The sequence below is a fragment of the Paractinoplanes durhamensis genome, assembly GCF_016862175.1.
In the GTDB taxonomy this organism is placed as follows: domain Bacteria; phylum Actinomycetota; class Actinomycetes; order Mycobacteriales; family Micromonosporaceae; genus Actinoplanes; species Actinoplanes durhamensis.
In genome coordinates, this window is the sequence record NZ_BOML01000071.1 from 43083 (window position 1) to 62187 (window position 19105).

The 19105-nt window shown below is 71.5% G+C and carries 13 protein-coding genes; 6 read left to right on the forward strand and 7 right to left on the reverse strand.

The genetic code is table 11. The features are described from left to right. Positions 1-35: 35 nt before the first annotated feature. Genes Adu01nite_RS41450 through Adu01nite_RS41460 form a run of 3 tightly spaced genes read right to left on the reverse strand, consistent with a single transcriptional unit; the run spans position 36 to position 3204 of the window. Positions 36-1547 (reverse strand): ABC transporter permease, encoded by a 1512-nt coding sequence (locus Adu01nite_RS41450; protein WP_203734847.1) that lies wholly within the window; start codon positions 1545-1547, stop codon positions 36-38. Beyond that, entirely contained in the window at positions 1544-2422 is an 879-nt protein-coding gene (locus tag Adu01nite_RS41455) for an ABC transporter ATP-binding protein (RefSeq protein WP_203734848.1), read from the reverse strand. The genes Adu01nite_RS41450 and Adu01nite_RS41455 overlap by 4 nt, the downstream gene beginning before the upstream one ends. Then, positions 2419-3204 (reverse strand): MerR family transcriptional regulator, encoded by a 786-nt coding sequence (locus Adu01nite_RS41460; protein ID WP_203734849.1) that lies wholly within the window; start codon positions 3202-3204, stop codon positions 2419-2421. Before Adu01nite_RS41460 ends, Adu01nite_RS41455 begins: the two co-directional genes overlap by 4 nt. A 94-nt stretch (positions 3205-3298) precedes the next feature. Here Adu01nite_RS41460 and Adu01nite_RS41465 point away from each other — a divergent pair, with 94 nt between their 5' ends. The 3 genes from Adu01nite_RS41465 to Adu01nite_RS41475 all read left to right on the forward strand — a co-directional run bounded on the left by Adu01nite_RS41465 (position 3299) and on the right by Adu01nite_RS41475 (position 8482). Beyond that, on the forward strand, positions 3299-4651 hold the full coding sequence (locus tag Adu01nite_RS41465; RefSeq protein ID WP_203734850.1) for a dihydrolipoyl dehydrogenase family protein: 1353 nt from the start codon (positions 3299-3301) through the stop codon (positions 4649-4651). Beyond that, positions 4648-5370: an SDR family oxidoreductase gene (locus tag Adu01nite_RS41470; protein ID WP_203734851.1), complete on the forward strand. Its 723-nt coding sequence runs from the start codon at positions 4648-4650 to the stop codon at positions 5368-5370. The genes Adu01nite_RS41465 and Adu01nite_RS41470 overlap by 4 nt, the downstream gene beginning before the upstream one ends. Positions 5371-5449: 79 nt before the next feature. Further along, positions 5450-8482: a helix-turn-helix transcriptional regulator gene (locus tag Adu01nite_RS41475; RefSeq protein WP_203734852.1), complete on the forward strand. Its 3033-nt coding sequence runs from the start codon at positions 5450-5452 to the stop codon at positions 8480-8482. A gap of 48 nt (positions 8483-8530) precedes the next feature. Here the strand turns inward: Adu01nite_RS41475 and Adu01nite_RS41480 are convergent, their stop codons facing one another. Then, the gene (locus Adu01nite_RS41480) at positions 8531-9346 is read right to left on the reverse strand and encodes a nuclear transport factor 2 family protein (protein ID WP_203734853.1); all 816 of its coding nucleotides are present in this window, start codon (positions 9344-9346) and stop codon (positions 8531-8533) included. A 301-nt stretch (positions 9347-9647) separates the two neighbouring features. Between Adu01nite_RS41480 and Adu01nite_RS41485 the strand changes: the two genes are divergently transcribed. Beyond that, the gene (locus tag Adu01nite_RS41485; RefSeq protein WP_203734854.1) at positions 9648-10400 is read left to right on the forward strand and encodes a toll/interleukin-1 receptor domain-containing protein; all 753 of its coding nucleotides are present in this window, start codon (positions 9648-9650) and stop codon (positions 10398-10400) included. A 46-nt stretch (positions 10401-10446) separates the two neighbouring features. On the opposite strand, the gene Adu01nite_RS41490 is transcribed toward Adu01nite_RS41485, so the two are convergent. After that, positions 10447-11985 carry a M4 family metallopeptidase gene (locus tag Adu01nite_RS41490; RefSeq protein WP_203734933.1) on the reverse strand — a complete coding sequence of 513 codons (1539 nt, stop codon included), beginning with the start codon at positions 11983-11985 and terminating at the stop codon, positions 10447-10449. 194 nt (positions 11986-12179) lie between these two features. On the opposite strand from Adu01nite_RS41490, the gene Adu01nite_RS41495 reads away from it, so the two are divergent. After that, positions 12180-13397: a DUF3500 domain-containing protein gene (locus tag Adu01nite_RS41495; RefSeq protein WP_239133111.1), complete on the forward strand. Its 1218-nt coding sequence runs from the start codon at positions 12180-12182 to the stop codon at positions 13395-13397. A 48-nt stretch (positions 13398-13445) separates the two neighbouring features. On the opposite strand, the gene Adu01nite_RS48250 is transcribed toward Adu01nite_RS41495, so the two are convergent. After that, positions 13446-15590 (reverse strand): DUF6055 domain-containing protein, encoded by a 2145-nt coding sequence (locus Adu01nite_RS48250; protein ID WP_239133112.1) that lies wholly within the window; start codon positions 15588-15590, stop codon positions 13446-13448. 228 nt (positions 15591-15818) lie between these two features. After that, on the reverse strand, positions 15819-17342 hold the full coding sequence (locus Adu01nite_RS41505) for a M4 family metallopeptidase (protein WP_203734936.1): 1524 nt from the start codon (positions 17340-17342) through the stop codon (positions 15819-15821). A 283-nt stretch (positions 17343-17625) separates the two neighbouring features. Between Adu01nite_RS41505 and Adu01nite_RS41510 the strand changes: the two genes are divergently transcribed. Beyond that, the gene (locus tag Adu01nite_RS41510) at positions 17626-19104 is read left to right on the forward strand and encodes a carbohydrate binding domain-containing protein (protein ID WP_239133113.1); all 1479 of its coding nucleotides are present in this window, start codon (positions 17626-17628) and stop codon (positions 19102-19104) included. Position 19105 lies beyond the last annotated feature (1 nt).

Consider the following 19105-nt stretch of genomic DNA (forward strand, 5'->3'; position numbering starts at 1 on the left):
CGGGCAGTCGCGCTCCGGCAAGGATCAACGTGGGGTCAACCGGGCTGGAGGTCTCGTCGTTGCAGGCCGAGCAGGCCGGTCAAGCTCAGCGCCACGCCCAAGGCGGTCATCACCAGCAGGGCCGTCGCGGGGGTGGTCGCGGCGGCTATGTCGGGGACGTGCTGGAACGGGCTCAAGTCCTGGACTCCTTGGGGGATCTTCAGAATGTCGCCCAGCAGGGTCAGGACCGCGCCGGTCAGCAGGGGGAGCCAGGCCAGCGCGGTCAGGCGTGGTAGGGCGCCGGCCAGCAGGACGGTGCAACCGGTCAGGGCTGCGGTGGCCGGCCACTGGCCGATCATGTAGACGAACGCTCGGGTGGCTATGTCGTCGCCGTTCAAGACTGCGGGGGCGATCACAGCACTCAGTGCGCCCGTTGCGGTCAGGATCAGGGCGGAACCCGCAACCGTCACGGCGGCCTGGGCGGCCAAGGGCGACCATCGGCGTACGCCTGCGGTCAGCACCATGTCGGTCAAGCCTCGCCGTTCTGCTCGGCGGCTCTCCGACGCGGACAGGATCGCGAAAGCGCAGACGATGATGGCGACGATCGTGCCGCAGAAGGACAGGTAGCCGGCCGCGGGATCGGCGCCGCCGGTCTGGCTGCCCAGGAAACCGCCTACCTCGCCGTTGCGCTGCAGCTCGATGGTGCCGGAACCCATGGCGGCGAACATCGTGCCGATCGCGGCCACCGCCACCGTCCAGGTCAGCAGGGACGTCCGGGCCAGGCGGAAGGACAGGGCCACCGTGGTGCGGGCCCGCACGCGGCTGTGGTGGGTGTCGTGGCGGCGGATCAGGCCGGCGCCGAACTCTCGTCGCTCGGACAAGCGGATCGCGGCGGCCGCGGCCAGCACCGTTGCCACCGACAGCGGCAGCAACTCAGGCCAGCCGGAGGCTACGGCGCGCAGGCCCAGTGGGCTGCACCAGTTCAGCCAGGCGGCGTCCTGGGTGTCGGCGTACGCGCGCATCGCGAAGGACACGCCGACCACGGTGAAACCGAACAGCCGGGCCTGGCCGGCGGTCGGTGCGATCTGGGCGAGCAGCGTGGTCAGGGCCGCCGTCACCAGGAAGGTCAGGCCGATCACCGCGCCGAACCGGTCGGGTGAGCAACCGGCGGCCAGCAGCACGGCGCAACCCGTCAACACCGCGAACGCGCTGCGCAGCGGCTGTTTCGGGGCCAGGCCGCTGCCGCGCAACAGTTCCAGGGCGCCGTCGTCCTCGGTGGCCCGGGTCAACGACACCGCTACGAGTACGCCCATGACCGCGGCCAGGATGGTGGCGAAGGCGCCGATCTCCCAGTGGTACATCTGCTCCGCCGTGCCCGGGTCGGGCAACAGCCCGTACATCAAGGTGGTGGCCGGATTGTGCTGGGCGAGCTTGACCGCCTCCCGGCGTTGCTCCTCCGTCGCGTAGGTGTTCTCGTAGGCCGGGAACGTCGCCCGGCAGAGGGCGATCATCAGCAGCACCCAGCTGCCGAGCATGACCCGGTAGCGGCGCAGCAGCAGGCGGGTCATCGGGCCGCCACCGCGTAGTGGCGCAGGAACAGGTCCTCCAGGCGGGCCGGCATGCAGGTGATGTCCTGCGCATCCGCCTCGGCGAGGATGCCCAGGACCGTCGGCACCAGGTCGCGGGGCACGCTCATGCGCAGGAGACCGGCTTCGACGACGGCCGGCACCGGCAGTCGGTCGACGACGACACCGGACACCCGCGCGGTCACCGTCGAGGCGGCCAGGTGCCGCATGTCGGTGAGGTGGCCCGACTCGACCAGCCGGCCGTCCTTGATGATCGTCACCGTGTCGCAGACGTCCTCGACCTCGGCCAGCAGATGGCTGGAGAGCAGGACCGTGCGGCCGGCCGCGGACGCCTCCCGCACGCACCGCTGGAACAGCTGCTCCATCAGCGGGTCCAGGCCCGAGGTCGGCTCGTCGAGGATCAGCAGGTCGGTGGGGGCGGCGAACGCGGCGACCAGCACCACCTTCTGCCGGTTGCCCTTCGAGTAGGTGCGCACCCGCCGCCTCGTGTCGAGGGCGAAATCGGTGGCGAGCCGGCGTTCGGCCTCCTCGTCGCGGCGGCCGCGCAGCCCGCCGAGCGCGTCGAGGACCTCCTGGCCGGTCAGGTTGGGCCACAGGGCCACATCGCCCGGGACGTACGAGATCTGCCTGGTCACCTCGGCGGCGTGCCGGGCCGGGTCGAGGCCGAGCACGGTCACCTGCCCGGCGGTGGGCCGGTAGAGGCCGAGCAGCACCCGGATCGTGGTCGACTTGCCGGCGCCGTTGGGGCCGAGGAAGCCGTGCACGCTGCCCGGCTCGACCCGCAGGTCGAGGCCGTCGACCGCGGTGAACGCACCGAACCGCTTCACGAGCCCGTCGATCTCGATGACCGGTGTCACTGGGCCTGTCCTTTCTCGATGAGGCTGATGATGGCGTCGGCCATGGCTCGGTCGAGGAGCCGCTGCGGCGGGGCGGCGAGCCGCACCCACAGGTCGGCCGCCCGCCGGGCGGTCTCGATGTCGATCGACCGCACGACCGGCAGGAAGTCCTCGCCGAGCCATCGGGCGAGACGCTCGGCGTGCATGGCGGCGATCCGCTCCATCTCCTGCTGGTCGATCGGCCCGGCGCGGTCGGCGCGGTCGGCGATCTGCCGGAAACCCTCGGAGCTCTCGGCCAGGTCGGCGCCGGCCAGCCGTTCGTAGAGCACCGCCGCCTCCGGGGGCATGTCACCGCGGTAGAACGCCAGCTCCATGAAGTCACGCTCGCGGCGGATCACCCGGCGGGTGCGTTCGTCGGCGGCCTCGTCGTACAGCCGGTCGTAGAACTGCCCGATCACGGCCGGCATCGGCGACAGCCGACCGTCGCGCTCCATCCCGGCGATCAGCCGGTCCATCCGGTCGCGCTGGGTCTGCAGCTCGCGCAGCTGCTCGTCGAGGGCGGCGACGGCGGCACGCAGGTCGGCCAGGGCGCCCGGCCCGTCGCCGGCCATCGCCGGGATGGTGGCCAGCGGCACCCCGGCCTGCGCCAGCCACCGGATCCGCACCAGCCGCGCGACATGCACCAGCCCGTAGTCGCGGATGCCGTCGCGCTGCGCAGGGACCGGCAGCAGCCCGATCTGGTGGTAGTAACGGATGGTCCGGACCGTCGACCCGGTGAGGTCCGCCAGCTCCTTGATGCGCACCGGGTCAGTCTTGACTGTGACGTTACGTCACAGTCAAGTACGCCAGGGCATCTGACGGGGGCGAAGCCGGGCGGATACCGGGCAGGGTGGGCGGATGGACAACTTCGATGTTCTCGTCCTCGGCGGCGGCGCGCCGGGTGAACACTGCGCCGCGGCCATCGCCGCCGGTGGCCCGCGGGTCGCCATCGTGGAGAAGTACCTGCTCGGCGGCGAGTGCTCCTACTTCGGGTGCATCCCGTCCAAGACCCTGCTGCGGCCGGGCGAGGCGATCGCCGCGGCGCGGCAGGTGCCGGGTGCCCGGGAGGCCGTCGTCGGCGAGCTCGACGTGAAAGCGGCGCTCGCCTGGCGCGATTTCGAGGTGTCCAACTACGACGACTCCGGCGCGGTGGCCTGGGCGCGCGGCGCGGGCATCGAGGTCATCCGCGGGCGCGGGCGGCTCGCCGGTCCGCACACCGTGGTCGTCGGCGAAACCACCTGCACGGCCGAGCACATCGTCATCGCCACCGGCTCCGACGCGGCCATCCCGCCGATCCCGGGCCTGCGCGAGCTCGACGGTCTCTGGACCGACCGCGAGGTCACCTCGCTCACCGAGGTGCCGCGGCGGCTGCTCATCCTCGGCGGCGGCGCGATCGGCGTCGAGATGGCCCAGGCACTCACCCGGCTCGGCGCGTCGGTCACGCTCGTCGAGCGCGGCTCCCGGTTGCTGTCGCGGGAGGCGCCCGCCCTCGCCGAGGGCGTCACGGCGGCCCTGCGGGCCGACGGCGTCGAGATTCACCTCGGTAACGCGCCGATCGGGGCCAGGCTTGATGACGACGGGTACGCGTTGGAGCTCGCGAACGGCGACACCCTCCACGGTGACCGTCTTCTCGTCGCCACCGGGCGCCGCCCCCGGGTCGAGGGCATCGGCCTGGAGACCGTCGGCATCGCGGCCAATCCGCGGGGCATCGCGGTCGACGAGCGGCTGTCGGCGGGCGACAAGCTCTGGGCGATCGGCGACGTCACCGGGCTGTGGTCGCTGACCCACGTCGGCGAATACCAGGGGCGGGTGGTGGCCTCGAACATCCTGGGCCGGCCGCGCGAGGCCCACTACGAGGCCGTCCCGCGGGTGATCTTCTGCGATCCGCAGGCCGCCGCGGTCGGGGACGCCGACGGGGCGTACACCGCAACTGTTCCCCTGGCCGGTGTCCCGCGGACCTCGACCTACACGCGGGCCTATGACACCCGCCCGGGCTTTCTGACGTTGGTCTCCGACGGTGAGCGACTGATCGGCGGTTACGCGCTCGGGCCGGAGGCCGGCGAGTGGTTGCAGCAAGTCACCGCGGCCGTCCGCGCCCGGATCCCGCTGTCCGTGCTGATCGACGTGATCCAGCCGTTCCCGACCTTCTCCGAGGCCATCTTCCAGGGCCTGCGCGATCTCGAAGCCCAGCTCGACGGGAGGAGGTCATGACCCAGCTGTCCGGCCAGACCGTGGTGGTGATCGGCGGAAGCGCCGGGATCGGCCTGGCGACCGCCCGGCTGGCCCGCCGTGAGGGCGCTTCGGTGGTCCTGGTCGGGCGGGACAAGGACCGGCTCGAACGAGCCGGCGCCGAGATTCAGGCGGCCGGCACCGCCGCGTTCGACGCCAACGACACCGACCGGCTCGCCGCGTTCCTCACCGAGCAACCCGGACCGGTCGACCACGTGCTGGTCACCGCCGGCCGGCCCTACTACGGCCTGCTGGCCGACATGGACGTCGCCGCCGCGTCCCGCCACCTCGCCGAGCATGTCGCGCTGCCGCTCGCCCTGGCCCGCGCGGCCGTCGGCACGGTCCGGCCGGGCGGCACGTTGCTGTTCGTGAGCGGGACCGGCGCCCGCCGCCCCGCCCCGGGCCTCGCCGTGATCGCCGCGATGACCGCCGCGCTGCCCGCGCTCGCCGCCAACCTGGCCCTGGAGATCGCGCCGATCCGGGTCAACGTGATCGCCGCCGGTTTCGTCGACACGCCGCTCTCGGCCGAGCTCCTCGGCGACGGCCTCGAACAGCGCCGTTCGCAACTGCGGGCCACCCTGCCGATCGGCCGGGTGGTCGGCCCGGACGACGTGGCCGCCCTGGCCGTGCACCTGATGGTCAACACCGCCCTGACCGGCGCCACCTACGACATCGACGGAGGCCAGCAGCTGGTGCGCTGAATGACGGATGGTTGCCGGGCCACTTCGCACGGTGCCAGACTGGCGTGCGGTTTCGGCGCCAGACGGGTGGGTGCGGCGCATGTCGATTACCGGAAACTGGCCTCTGCGCGGGCGGCAGAGGGAATGCGACACGCTGGACCGCCTGGTCTCGGCCGTGAAAGCCGGCCGCGGCCAGGTGCTGCTGGTGCGCGGCTCCCCCGGCGCCGGCAAGACCGCCCTGCTCGATTACCTGGCGGGGCAGGCGACCGGCGGCCGCGTCGCCCGGGCCGCGGGCAGCGAACCGGAACGTGATCTCCCCTTCGCCGGCCTGCACCAGCTGTGCGGCCCGTTCCTCGACCGGCTCGACGCGCTGCCGGCCCCGCAGCGCTCGGCCCTCGGCCGGATTTTCGGCCTGGCCGCGGGCGATCCGCCCGACCCGCTCCTGGTCGGCATGGCGGTGCTCACCCTGCTCGGCGAGGTGGCCCGGGACCGGCCGCTGATCTGCCTGATCGAGGACGCCCAGTGGCTGGACGAGGCGTCCGCGCAGGCGCTGCGATTTGCCGCCCGCCGCCTGTCCACCGAGCCGATCGCCATGGTGTTCGCCGCGCGCGACGCCATTGCCGACCTGCCGGAGCTGGCGGTGCACGGTCTGAGCCCCGCCGACGGGGCGTCGCTGTTCGAGGCCGTGGTGCCCGGGCCGGTCGATCCGCGGGTGCGCGATCGGGTCCTGGCCGAGGCGCGTGGCAATCCCCGGGCGATCCTGGAGCTTCCGCTTTCGCTGACCACAGCGGAGCTGAACTACGGCGGCGGCACCGGTCCGTCCGGCACCGTCGAGCCTGGACTCCGGCGCCGGGCCGCCGCGCTCGGGCCGCCCGCCCGCCGCCTCCTGCTGGTCGCGGCGGCCGAACCGGTCGGCGACATTCCGCTGCTCTGGCGCGCCGCCGGCCGGCTCGGCATCGGCCCCGGCGCGGCGGCCGCAGCCGAAGAAGCCGGGCTCGTCGAGCTCGGTGACCGGGTCCGGTTCCGGCATCCGCTGCTCCGCTCGCTGCTTTATCGCTCGTCGACGCTCACCCAGCGGCGGGTCGCCCACGCGGCCCTCGCCGACGCCACCGACCCGGACGCCGACCCGGACCGGCGGGCCTGGCATCGCGCCCACGCGGCGGCCGTACCGGACGAGACCATCGCCGCCGACCTGGAGCGGTGGGCGGGGCGGGCGCTCGTGGTCGGCGGGCTCGCGTCGTCGTCGGCCTTCCTCGCCACCGCCGCGGCGCTGACCCCGGATCCGGCCCGCCGGGCGCTGCGGTCCCTGGAAGCGGGCCGCCACAAGGCCGCGGCCGGCCGGTTCGGCGAGGCGTCGGCGCTGATCACCGCGGCCGAGGTGGGGTCGCTCGACGAGGCCGGCCGGGCCCGCGCGGCCCTGGCGCACGGGCGGATCGCCGCCCGGTCAGGCCACGGCGGCGAGGCACTGCCGCTCCTGCTCTCCGCCGCGCGACAGCTCACCCCGATCGATGCGGCGCTCGCCCGGGAGGCGCACCTGGAGGTGCTGACCACCGCGCTCCTCGCCGATCCGCGCGAGGCCGCGGGGCCGCCCGAGACCGCCGGGCCGCGCGAGACCGCCGGGCCGCCCGAGACCGCCGGGCCGCGCGAGACCGCCGGGCCGCGCGAAGTCGCCCGGCCGCGCGAGACCGCCGGGCCGCGCGAAGTCGCCCGGCCGCGCCAAGAGCGGCTCCCCGTCTCTGCCAGGCCGATCGAAGATCGGTCTGGCATTGCCGTAGCGGCATCGGCAAGTTCGAGCGAGCTGGATGTTGTGGTCGGCGTAGGTGAGGTGGCCCGGGCGGTACGGACAACGGCCTGGCCGGAGCGGCCGGCTCGGGTCGATCTGCTGCTCGACGGCATGGCCGCGTTGCACGCCGACGGCTATGCGGCGGCGGTGCCGCCGTTGCGGCTCGTGGTGCAGGCCTTCGGCGGCGAGCCGCTCAGCGTGCGGGAAGCGTTCCTCGGCGCGGACACCGCGGCGAGCCTGGCCGCCGACCTGTGGGACGACGAGCACTGGGAGGTGCTGACCGGGCGGCATCTCGCGGTCGTGCGGCAGGCCGGTGCGGTCAGCCTGCTTCCGGCGGCCCTCGCCCGGCGGGCCGTCTTCGAGGTCCACGCCGGAGACCTCGCGGGCGCCGCCGACCTGGTCGCGCAGGGCCGGTGGGTGTCCGCGACGACCGGCGGGGAGAACGCCTTCCCACCGTGGCCCGGCGCCTGGCTGGCTGCGATGCGGGGAAGCGAACAGGACGCCGAACGGCTGATCGCCGAAGCGATGGATGACACGAAGACCCGCAGCGACGCCACCGGCCGGAGCATGATGCTGTACGCCCGGGCGGTCCTGAACAACGGGCTCGGCCGCTACGAGGAGGCGCTCGCGGCCGCGACGGAGGCCACCGCTTCGGGCGAGTCGCTTCGGGCGAATGCGTCGGTGAAGCCGGGGCGGGTTCGCACGGCGGTCGAGCCGTTCGGGGCGGGCGCGGCGCGGTGGGCGCTGGCTGAGCTGGTCGAGGCCGGGGTGCGCGGTGGGAACACCGAGGCAGCCGGGCGGGCGCTGGAGCGGCTGTCGGTGATGACCCGGGCCGGCGGCACCGATCTTGCCCTCGGTGTCGAGGCCGCCCGGCGGGCGCTGCTGCGCAACGGGCGCGCCGCCGAGGATCTCTACCGGGAAGCGATCGAGCGGCTCGGGCGGACTCGGATCCGGGTCGAGTGGGCACGGGCGAAACTTCGCTACGGCGAGTGGTTGCGGCGGGCGGGGCGGCGCGCGGATGCGCGGGTTCAGCTGCGGGCGGCGTACGAGGAATTGCTGGTTATGGGGGTGATGGCCTTTTCCGAGCGGGCCCGTCATGAGCTGCTGGCCACCGGTGAGACGGTGCGCAAGCGGACGGTGGCGGCCGAGGGTGAGCTGACCGCGCAGGAGGAGCAGATCGCCGGGCTCGCCATGCAGGGCCTCACCAACCCGGAGATCGCCGCGACCCTGTTCATCAGTCCGCGCACGGTCGAGTGGCACCTGCGCAAGGTCTTCACCAAGCTGGGCGTCGGCACCCGCCGCGACCTGCGGCGGGCACTCCCCCGGCGGCAGGCTCAGGCACCGGCCTGAGCACGGCCCGGACGGGAAAGCGGAAGGCCCGGGCGGGAAAGCGGAGGCTCAGGCGGCCTTCCGGGCGGGCGGCTCCACGTCGTCGTAGATGCGGGCGGCGGCCAGTTTGCCGTTCGGGCCGCGCTCCAGGACGGCCAGGCCGGCCTGGGGTGGGAGATCGTGTTTGCCCCAGCGGATGAAGTTGAACTCGATGGCGCAGCGCACGCCGTCGTCGGTCACCGCGCACGGCTCCAGCTCGATGCCGCCGTCGGCGAAACACCGCTGGAAGTACGCGGTGAGGGCGGCCGGGCCGCGGTGGACGGTGCCGTTCGGCTCGCGCAGGTAGCCCGCCGGGGCGAACAGGCCGGCGGCCGCCTTGGCGTCGCCGGCGGACAGGGCGTCCTGGAAACGGCCGGCGTCGTCGCCGAGCGGGATGGCCGCGCCCTTGAGGATCGCCAGGCGCAGGTGGTGGTGGCCGTCGAGCGGGCGGCGGCTGAAGTAGGAGCGGAACACCACGGATCGCTCGTCGGGCGACTCGGCGACCACCGCGATCGGCCACGCGACGCCGCCGTCGATCCGGGCCTCGAACTCGGCGACCGCCCGGCCGCCGTCGACGGTGCGGGCCGACGGTTCGGTGCGGGCATACCGGACGGCCAGCAGATCGCGGCTCAGGCGGAGGAAATGGCGCAGCTCACGATGGCCGCGGACCTCGCCCGCCTTGGGGTCGAAGATCACCACCTCGCCCGGCCACACGTCTTCCAGGGCGTGCGTGTCGCCCGCGGTCAGGGCGGTCAGATACTGCTTGACCGGGTCGGCCCGGCCGGCCGCGCGGGTTTCCTGGCGCACCAGCTCGGCCGCACCGGCGAAATCCGGGAACCAGGGCATCGCGGTCTCCTCCGCTCGGTCACGGGATGATCGTCCAGCCTGGGACGGGTCCGTCGCACCAGGGAGTCACCCTGGTGGCACATCCGGCGCTCGTCAACCTTTGTGCGGGCGAGGCACAGTGAATCTGTGACAGCGGCCACGTCCACGATCCTCATCTCCCACTCGTCCAAGGATCGCCCATGGCGCCGGGGCCCGTGCCGTACCCGGGGCTGCCGAGGGCACCGGCCGATGCGCCGCGGCCGCCCGGATCGCTACCGGCGCTGTGCGGGCGTTTCTGCGAACGTGGGCGCGGTGGCTGCTGGTGTTCGACAACGCCGAGGATCGCGAGGATGCCGTCGGCTTCCTTCCGGACGGACCCGGGCACGTCATCATCACCAGCCGGAATCCGAACTGGACCGGCGTGGCCGACTCGTCACTGGTCGACGTGTTCGACCGCCTCGATTCCGTCTCCCTGCTGCAGAAACACATGCCGACGCTGACCGACGCCGAGGCCGACGAGGTCGCGCTCGCCCTGGGCGACCTGCCGCTGGCCCTCGGGCAGGCCGCCGATCTGCTGGCCGAGACCGGGATGAGCCCGGGGAGCTTCATCGACCTTCTCGACCAGCACGCCGCGGAGTTGTTCAGCGAGCGGGCGCCGGTGGGCTACGCGGCTCCGCTCGCGGCGATGGTCCGGGTGACGGCCGACTGGCTGCGTGCGGCCGGCATCGAGGTGTGGCTGGACCGGACCCACCTCGTCGCCGGGGACCGCTGGGCCGACGTGATCCGGAAGTCGATCGTCGACGGCGACTTCTTCATCGCCTGCTTCTCGGAAGCGCACGCTCAGCGCACGCAGACGTACATGAATGAGGAATTGGTCTTTGCGGTTGACCAATTGCGGCGGCGCGGTCGCGATCGTCGCTGGTTCATCCCGGTGAAGCTGGATCACGCCGCGATTCCCGGGCACTCCATCGGGGCCGGAGAGACGTTCAGCGACATTCACTTCGTGGATCTGTCGGGCGACTGGGCGCTGGGGATGGGCCAGCTCGTTCGCGCGATCACCCGGCCGGAAGCGTGAAACGAGGGGCCGGCGTCGCCGCCGGCCCCTCGCTCGTTCTGCTTGATCAGCAGGTGGGCTCGCCGGACTGGGCCGGGACGCTCACCGCGGCCCAGGCCGCCTTGACCGTGTTGAACTGGGTGCAGCTGCCGGGGAAGAGGGTCTTCGCGGCCTGCAGGGTCCACACGCGGTACTTCAGGTAGGACGACGCCGAGGTCTTCAGCAGCATCCCGTTGTAGAGGATCTTGATCGCGTTCTGGATGCCCAGACCGGTGATCGTGGTGCTGTTGCAGGTCGAGCTGGCGGGCTGGCCGTTGCCGCTGGTGCCCTGCGCGAGCAGGTAGAACCAGTGGTTACCGGGGCCGGCCGCGGCGTGCACCTCGGCGTTCGGGGTGCTCGACGAGTAGCAGTTCGAGTGGCCCAGCGCCGACGGGTTGTACATGTTGCGGATCGGGCCCGAACCCACCAGGTTGACCTCTTCGCCGACCAGGTAGTCCGGCGGGTCGGCCGGGCTGTTGATGTACCACTCGGTGGCCGCGCCGAACGTGTCGGCGACGAACTCCTGGGTGCCGCGGGCCGAGATGCCGCCGGGGGTGTTGTCGTCGATGCCGTGGCCCAGCTCGTGGCCGACGACGTCGGCGGAGGCGATCCAGTTGCCGGCGGTGTTCTTGCCGATCTGGACCTGGGTGCCGTCGTAGTAGGCGTTCTGCTGGTTCAGGCCGATCCGGATCGGCCATGCGCCGCCGGAGCCGTTCTGGCCGTTACGCCCCAGCCACGAGGAGAGCATCGCGTACTGCTTCTGCGCCACGTAGAACGCGTCCACGCCGCCGGTCTCCCGGTTGGTGCCGACGCCGTTGCCCCACACGTTGTCGGTGCCGGAGAACGTCGCGTTGCCGGTCGCGTTCTGGGCCCGGATCGTCGTGTGCGACGGGTCCTGCAGCAGGTAGGACGAGCCCGACTGGGTGGTGGTCAGCGACACCGCGCCGTAGACCCAGCCGGTGCCGGTGCCGGCCGCGTTCAGGACGTGTTCCTGGGTGCCCAGCACCTGGCCGGTCAGCGCGTCGACCGAGACGGTCAGCCGGCTCACGCCGTCGGCGCCGGTGCCCTTGACCGTGGCGTCCCAGGCCAGGCGCGCGGCCTTGCCCTCACCGGCGACCACGACGAGCTTGGCGCCCTCGACGCCGGTGACCGACGTCAGCTGCTTCTTGGCGATGGCCAGGGCGGCCGCGTCGGTGATCTTCGGGGTGACGGCCAGGTCGCCGATCGCGCTGGTCTGGGCGACCGACGTGTAGACGGCGTTGCCGCTCGCGTCGGTCTGCACGACGAGGTCGCCGCCCTTGACCGCGAGGCCCTTGTAGGAGCGGGTGAACGGAACGAAGCTGTGGCCGGCCGACGAGATCGCGGCGTGCCGCTGGAAGGTGTCCAGGCTGCTGGCGTGCAGGTAGGACGGCCTCGAGGCGACCAGGGCGTCGGCACCGGCAGCGGCGGCGGCAAGCGGCTCCACGGCGGATTGCGCCGACGGCTGAGCGCTGGCCGGCCCGGCGACCAGCGCGGCGGTGACCGCGGTCGCGGTCCCGACGGCGATGGCCAGATGGGTTCGGAACATCACGCGTACTCCTTCTCGACTCCCGGCGCGGCGATGGGGCCGCATCCGGTGGACAGTCGAGACGTTATCGATTGCTATCGATGGCCGTAATGGGGGAAACCCTCGTTCACAGGATTAGCAATTACGGCAAAAACGTCGAACAAGGCCTATAGCGTGACTCGCGGTACATTCAGTCATCTTTCGAGGAGTAGATCTTGACGAGTACGACGCCGCACCGGCGCTGGCGGGTGCTCCTCGGAGCCGCCCTCGCGGTCGGAATGATGACCGCCTGCGGGTCGAACGACGACAGCGGCGACGAGGCCACCCCGGCCACGTCGGCCACCATCAAGTCGTACGACAAGAGCGTGGCCGGCGTCGTGGAGGCGGCGGAGGCGTTCCTCGCCACCCTCGACGACACCGAGAAGACGTCGGTGCAGCTGGACCTCACCCAGGCGAACGCGATCGCCTGGTCCAACCTGCCCTGCGGCTCAACCTGCCGGCCCGGCATCGAGTTCGGCAACCTCGACGACAGCCAGGTCGCGGCGGGCAAGAGCGTGCTGCTGACCGCGCTCGGCACCGGGACCGGCACCGGCTTCGAGCGGGTCGCCCAGATCTTCCTGGCCGACGACTACCTCGGCAGCGTGCAGGCCAGCAGCGGCACGAGCGCGGGCCCGGGCGGCGGGATGTCGGGCGGCCCGGGCGGCGGCATGTCGGGCGGGCCCGGCGGCGCGATGCCGTCCGGCGGGAGCATGTCCGGCGGCACCGGCGGGCTCGGCGGCTACGACGCCGGGAACTACTACATGGCGTTCCTCGGCACGCCCAGCAGCACCGGCACCTGGCAGCTGCACTTCGGCGGCCACCACCTGGCGGTGAACCTGACCTACAAGGCGGGCGCGGTGGCCGGCGCCTCGCCGTTCTTCGTCGGCGTCGAGCCGACCAGCTGGTCCGATTCGGCCGGGACCACGCACGAGCCGCTGCAGGACATGAAGGCCGCGATGCTGGCCATGACCACCGGCCTGAGCACCGCCGAGCAGACCAAGGCCAAGCTGTCCCAGTCGTTCAGCGACGTGCTGCTCGGGCCGGGCGAGGACGGCCAGTTCCCGGCGACCAAGCAGGGACTGGCGGTCGGCGCGCTCACCGATGCGCAGAAGAAGCTGGTCCTGGCCGCGATCAAACCATGGGTGGCGAACGCCGACGACGCCACGGCGACAGCATTGATGAGTACGTACGAGTCCGAGCTGGACAAGACCTACATCGGCTGGTCGGGCACGACCGGGCTGACCAAGCACGCCGATTATGTCCGCATCGACGGGCCGAGCGTCTGGGTGGAGTTCGTCTGCCAGAACGGGGTCGTCCTGCAGAACCAGATCCACTACCACACGATCTACCGTGACCACACTCGTGACTACGGCGGCGAGTTCACGTTCGCCTGAGCGTCTTTAAAGGGGCCGCCGGGATGACCCGGCGGCCCCTTTCTCACGTCAGGCGGCGGTGCAGTTGAGGGCCGGCGTGCTCGCCGCGCCCGTGGCGATGAACCCGAACGTGGTGCTGGCACCGGCCGCGAGCGTGCCGTTCCAGGCCGCGTTGGTGGCCGTGACGGTGCTGCCGGAGGCGGTCACCGTGGCGCCCCACGACTGGCTGATCGCCTGGCCCGAACCGAGCGTCCAGCCGACGTTCCAGGCCTTGGTGCCGGCCGTCCCGGCGGTCACCGTGACCTCACCCTGGAAGCCCCCGCTCCAGCTGCCCACGATCGCCAGCCGCGCCGAGCAGGCCCCGGTGGCGGGCGGTGCGGAGGTGGTGGTGGTGACCGTGGGCGAAACCGTCGGAGAAGTCGTCGGAGCGGTGGTCGGCGTGGTCGTGCCGCCGTCGGTGATGGCCAGCTCGGCGTCGGTGAAGCGGGCGTAGGACGGGTTGATGTCCGTCTCCCCCGCCTTGCCGTCGCAGCCGCGGTCCGGGTTGAACAGCAGGTAGGTCCCCGAGCTGCACGCCGAGGCCAGCTCGGCGTCGCCGCCGACCACGATCGACCCGGACAGGTTGGCCCCGCCCTGGATCAGCGCGTTGTCCCGGACGACCGCGTTGCCGCTGATCGTCGCGCCGGAGTTGACCCAGGCCAGCCCCTCGATGCGGGCGTTGCCGGAGACGGTGCTGTTGCCGTAGACGGCCGCCCGCGGCCCGACGTAGGCGGTGGACGCCACGGTCGCGCTGTTGGACACCCAGCCGCCGCCGTTGGTGTGCCAGTGCCCGCCGCCGGTGGCGGTCGGCTTGGTGTAGCCGGGTTCGTATCCGGACGGCGTCGCGCCCGCCACGGTGAACTCGTACGGGTAGCGGTAGTTCTTGGTGTATCCGTCGAGGAATCCGTAGTGGTGCACCGACGCGGGCGCGCCCAGGACGACGAGATAGACCTCGTTCTCGCCGGACTGCAGCTGGAACGACAGCTGCCCGTCGGCGGCGGTGGAGACCGTGCCGTAGCGCGGGGTGCCGTTCTTGACGGCGACGAACCCGTAGCTCCAGCCGGACCCGGCCGCGCTGTTCACGTGCCCCTTGAAGTGCAGCCGGACGAGCGCACCGTCCGACGAGGGCACCAGCTTGATCTTGTTGTAGCCGTAGTCGGAGGGTGCGAGCGCGTCCGGGACGGCGTAGTGCCCGGCGCTCTGGTTGACCGCGTCCACGGCGATGCCGTTGTAGGCGTTGATGAAGCCCGCCCCGTACACGTTGTTGATGAAGGTTTGGAAGTGGCTCTTGTTGCTGTAGTCGTAGGTGACCTGGTGCTGGGCGTAACCGGCGAGGGCGGAGTTAAGCTGATCTTGCGTCAGCCCGGCAATCCGCCGATAGGTCTCCAGCGGATGTTCACTACTGCGCGCCTCGTTCCACATCCGGTTGAAGATCCCGATCCCGCCGGCCTTGTCGACGAGATATTGGATCAGCATCCAGGCGCCGTAGTGGTGCCGGCTGGACGAGTACGCCATGTTCTCGGTGCGCAGGAACCGGGTGAGGTCACCGGCTCCGCCGTCCGGGTAGACCTGCATCGCCATGTATTCGGCGCTGGACTCCCAGAACGTGCCGGCCGACGCGTCGGTGAAGCCGTAGCCGGACTTGCCGAGGAAGGTCAGATTCTGGAAGACGTGTCCCAGCTCGTGGGCGAGCCCCCACGATCCGGGCAGCGCCGCCGCGGGCGCGATGTTGATCACGCCGACCTTGCCGTCCGCGCTGCCGCCGGTGGCCCAGGCGTCCAGCTCGGTGCGGTTCCAGGTCTGGGTGACGATCACGTCGATCTTGTACTGCGCGAGCGCTCCCGACTCCGGCGTGAACTGCATCGTGTTCACGTAGTAGGAGTAGAGCGACTCGAGCTGGGACAGGATGTCGGCCGGATCGAACGTGTACGGCGACGGCGCGGTGAGCGGGTCGGTGCCGGACTTCTCGCCCCACAGGAGGATGAAGTTGGCCGATTCCTTTGTCCGGTTCGAGGCCCACGGCACCTCGCCGGTGCTCTGCCAGGACGCGGGGATGTAGACGGTCTTGGTGGCGGCGAACGCGGTCTTCGCGAGGGTGGGGCCGACGGCGGCGGTGAGGCCGAGCACGACGGTCGCGAGGACGGCGAGAAGCCGGCCCTTCTTGCGCGGGGACATGTTCTCGTCCTTCGGGGGTGGGTGCGCGACCGCGCGAGGCCTGCCGAAGGAGTGCGAACGAGGGTGGGAGAAGTTAACGACTTCCCACAAAGTCGTGACACCACCCACGATCGGCCGACAGTTCCGCCACACACGGCCGCGTGGACCCGGACATCATCGGCCGCGACCCCCGTACCCGTCAAGCGAAGATCATCGATCGCCTGACGGGCACGGGGTGGAACCGCTGGATCAGCAGGTGGGCTCGCCGGACTGGGCCGGCACGCTCACCGCGGTCCACGCCGCCTTGACCGTGTTGAACTCGGTGCAGCTGGACGGGTAGAGGGTCTTCGCGGCCTGCAGCGTCCACACCCGGTACTTCAGGTACGAGGACGCCGAGGTCTTCAGCAGCATCGCGTTGTACATGATCTTGATGGCCTTCTGGATGCCGAGGCCGGTGATCGTGGTGCTGTTACAGGTCGTCGACGCCGGCTGGCCGTTGCCGCTGGTGCCCTGCGCGAGCAGGTAGAACCAGTGGTTACCGGGGCCGGCGGCCGCGTGCACCTCGCCGGTCGGCGTGCTGCTGGTGTAGCAGTTCGAGTCGCCCAGCGCCGACGGGTTGTACATGTTGCGGATCGGGCCGGAGCCGACCAGGTTGACCTCTTCGCCCACGAGGTAGTCGGGGGCGTCGGCGGGGCTGTTGATGTACCACTCGGTCGCCGCGCCGAACGTGTCGGCCACGAACTCCTGGGTGCCCTTGGCCGAGATGCCGCCCGGGGTGTTGTCGTCGATGCCGTGGCCCAGCTCGTGGCCGACCACGTCGGCGGAGGCGATCCACTGACCGGCGGTGTTCTTGCCGATCTGCACCTGGGTGCCGTCGTAGTACGCGTTCTGGTCGTTCAGCCCGACCCGGATCGGCCACGCGCCGCCGGAGCCGTTCTGACCGCTACGGCCCAGCCACGACGAGAGCATCGCGTACTGCTTCTGCGCCACGTAGAACGCGTCCACGCCACCCGACTCGCGGTTGGTGCCGACGCCGTTGCCCCACACGTTGTCGGTGCCGGAGAACGTCGCGTTGCCGGTCGCGTTCTGCGCCTTGACCGTGGTGTGCGACGGGTCCTGCAGCAGGTAGGTCGAGCCCGACAGGGTGGTGTCGAGGGTGACCGAGCCGTAGATCCAGCCGTTGCCGGTGCCGGACACGTTGGTCACGTGCTCCTTGGTGCCGAGCACCGCGCCGCTGATCGCGTCCACGTTGACGGTCAGCCGGCTGACGCCCTCGGCGCCGGTGCCGTTGATCGTCGACTGCCAGGCCAGGCGCGCGGCCTTGCCCTCCTCGGCGACCACGACGAGCTTGGTGCCCTCGACGTTCGTCACCGTCTTGAGCTGGGCCTTCGCGGTCGCCAGCGCGGCCGTATCGGTGATCTTCGGGGTGACGGCGAGGTCGCCGATCGGGCTGGTCTGCGCGACCGAGGTGTAGACGGCCTTACCCGCGGCGTCGGTGGCCACGACCAGGTCACCACCGTCGACCGGGAAGCCCTTGTACGTGCGGGTGAACGGCACGTAGTTGATGCCCTCGGAGCTGATCACCTGACGGCGCTGGAACGTGTCCAGGCTGCTGGCGTGCAGGTAGGACGGCCGGGCGGCGATCAGCGCGTCGGCCGCCGCCGCCGGGGCGACGTTCGGCGCGGACGGCTGGGCACTCGCCGGGACGCCGGTCAGCGCCGCGGCCACCACTGTCGCGGTACCGACGGCGACGGCCAGGTTGGTTCGGAACATCACGCGTACTCCTTCTTGCGCCCGGCAAGGGGGGTGCCGGACGGTCGCGATCGATGATCTTTGATCTTCGGAGCGACCGAAACCCTGCTCGACATACCAGTCGGATAGGTGGACCGGCGTTATGCACCGGATCGATACCGTTCGTAACCCGCCCGCAACCTGCCCCTAAGTACCGACTCGCTCCATACCAGCACCCTGGCGGCAATCAGTACTTCTTGTCCGGTCCGCAGCGCTGCCGACATATACGGCGCTTCCCTACTGCGGCCCGAAGGACTGGACACTCATGCGCGTTGCTTCCGTTTTCCGGAAGGGTATTGTTCCCGCCGTTCTGACCGCTCTGATGATGGCGGCGACGCCGGCGAACGCGGCCGGATCGCCCGCCACCGACGAAGGCGCCAAGCTGGCCGGACGACTCGCTGAGGTCAAGATCTCCAAGCAGATCAACTACTTCCCGGCCGAGGCCGGCTGGTCGAAGATGTGGACCGACTTCGACGTCAAGGCGATCGACGCCGACTTCGCCGCGGCCGCCGCGGTGGGTGCGGACAGCGTCCGGGCGATCATCTTCCCGTCGACGTTCGGCTACCCCACCCCGAAGCCGGAGTACACGACGAAGCTCGCCCAGTTCGTGACGCTCGCGGCGGCGCACGGGCTGTCGGTCAAGTTCACCCTGTTCGACTGGTGGGACGGCTACTCCGACACCGCCGGCAGCGCCGCGTGGGCGACCGCGCTGCTCACCCCGTACCGCTACGACGACCGGATCATCTCGGTCGGCGTGCAGAACGAGCTCGACCCGGACAACGCCGCCGCGATCGCCTGGGCCAAGAAGATCGTCCCGGCGATCCGGGCGGCCGCGCCGGGCCTCCCGCTGACCATCTCGATCAGCGCGACCGACGGCATCCCCGGCCTCACCAAGCTCAAGGCCGCGATGGCGGGGACCCCGCTGGACTACTACGACTTCCACTTCTACGCCAACTCCGAGCGGGCGCTGTCGATCCTCCAGCAGGCGAAGGCCGCGGTCGCGCCGGCCCCGCTGGTGATCGGCGAGACCGGGCTGAGCAGCCTGTCGTACAGCGACGGCGAGCAGGCCGCGTTCCTGGCCCGGGTGTTCCAGGCGGCCGGCCAGGCCGGCATCGCCTCGATCGCGCCGTGGACCCTCAACGACGTCAGCCCCGGCGCCATCCCGGAGTCGGCCGTTTCCAAGATCCCCGGCCAGTACCAGTTCGGCCTGTACCGCATCGACGGCAGCGCCAAGCCGGCCGCCGCCGTGGTCAAGGCCGCCTGGGCCGGCGCCGCCTACCCGGCCGGCCTGATGGACCCCGGCTTCGAGAACGCCGTCGGCCAGACCCCGTGGCGGGCCTACCTGCCCGAGCTCGGCGTCGCCACCAAGACCACGGCGGTGGCCCGCACCGGCAAGTGGTCGGTCGCGCTGACCCGCACCGGCAAGACCGCGGCCGGCTCGCCCTCCTACCGGGTCTCCCCGATCGTCCCGATCAAGCCCGGCCAGAAGTGGCACGCCGAGGCGTGGGCGCGCGGCAACGCCACCACCGGCACCACCCAGGTCGCGGTCAGCTGGTTCGACGCGAAGGACGCCTGGATCGGCGGCGCCACCTCGGCCACCCTGCCGACCGGCACGGTCAACTGGACGAAGCTGTCGGTCGACTCGACCGCCCCGGCCGGCGCGACCAGCATGCAGGTGCACCTGAAGTCGGGCGGCAACACCGGCACGGTGTGGTTCGACGACGTCGCGATGTCGATGTCCTGAC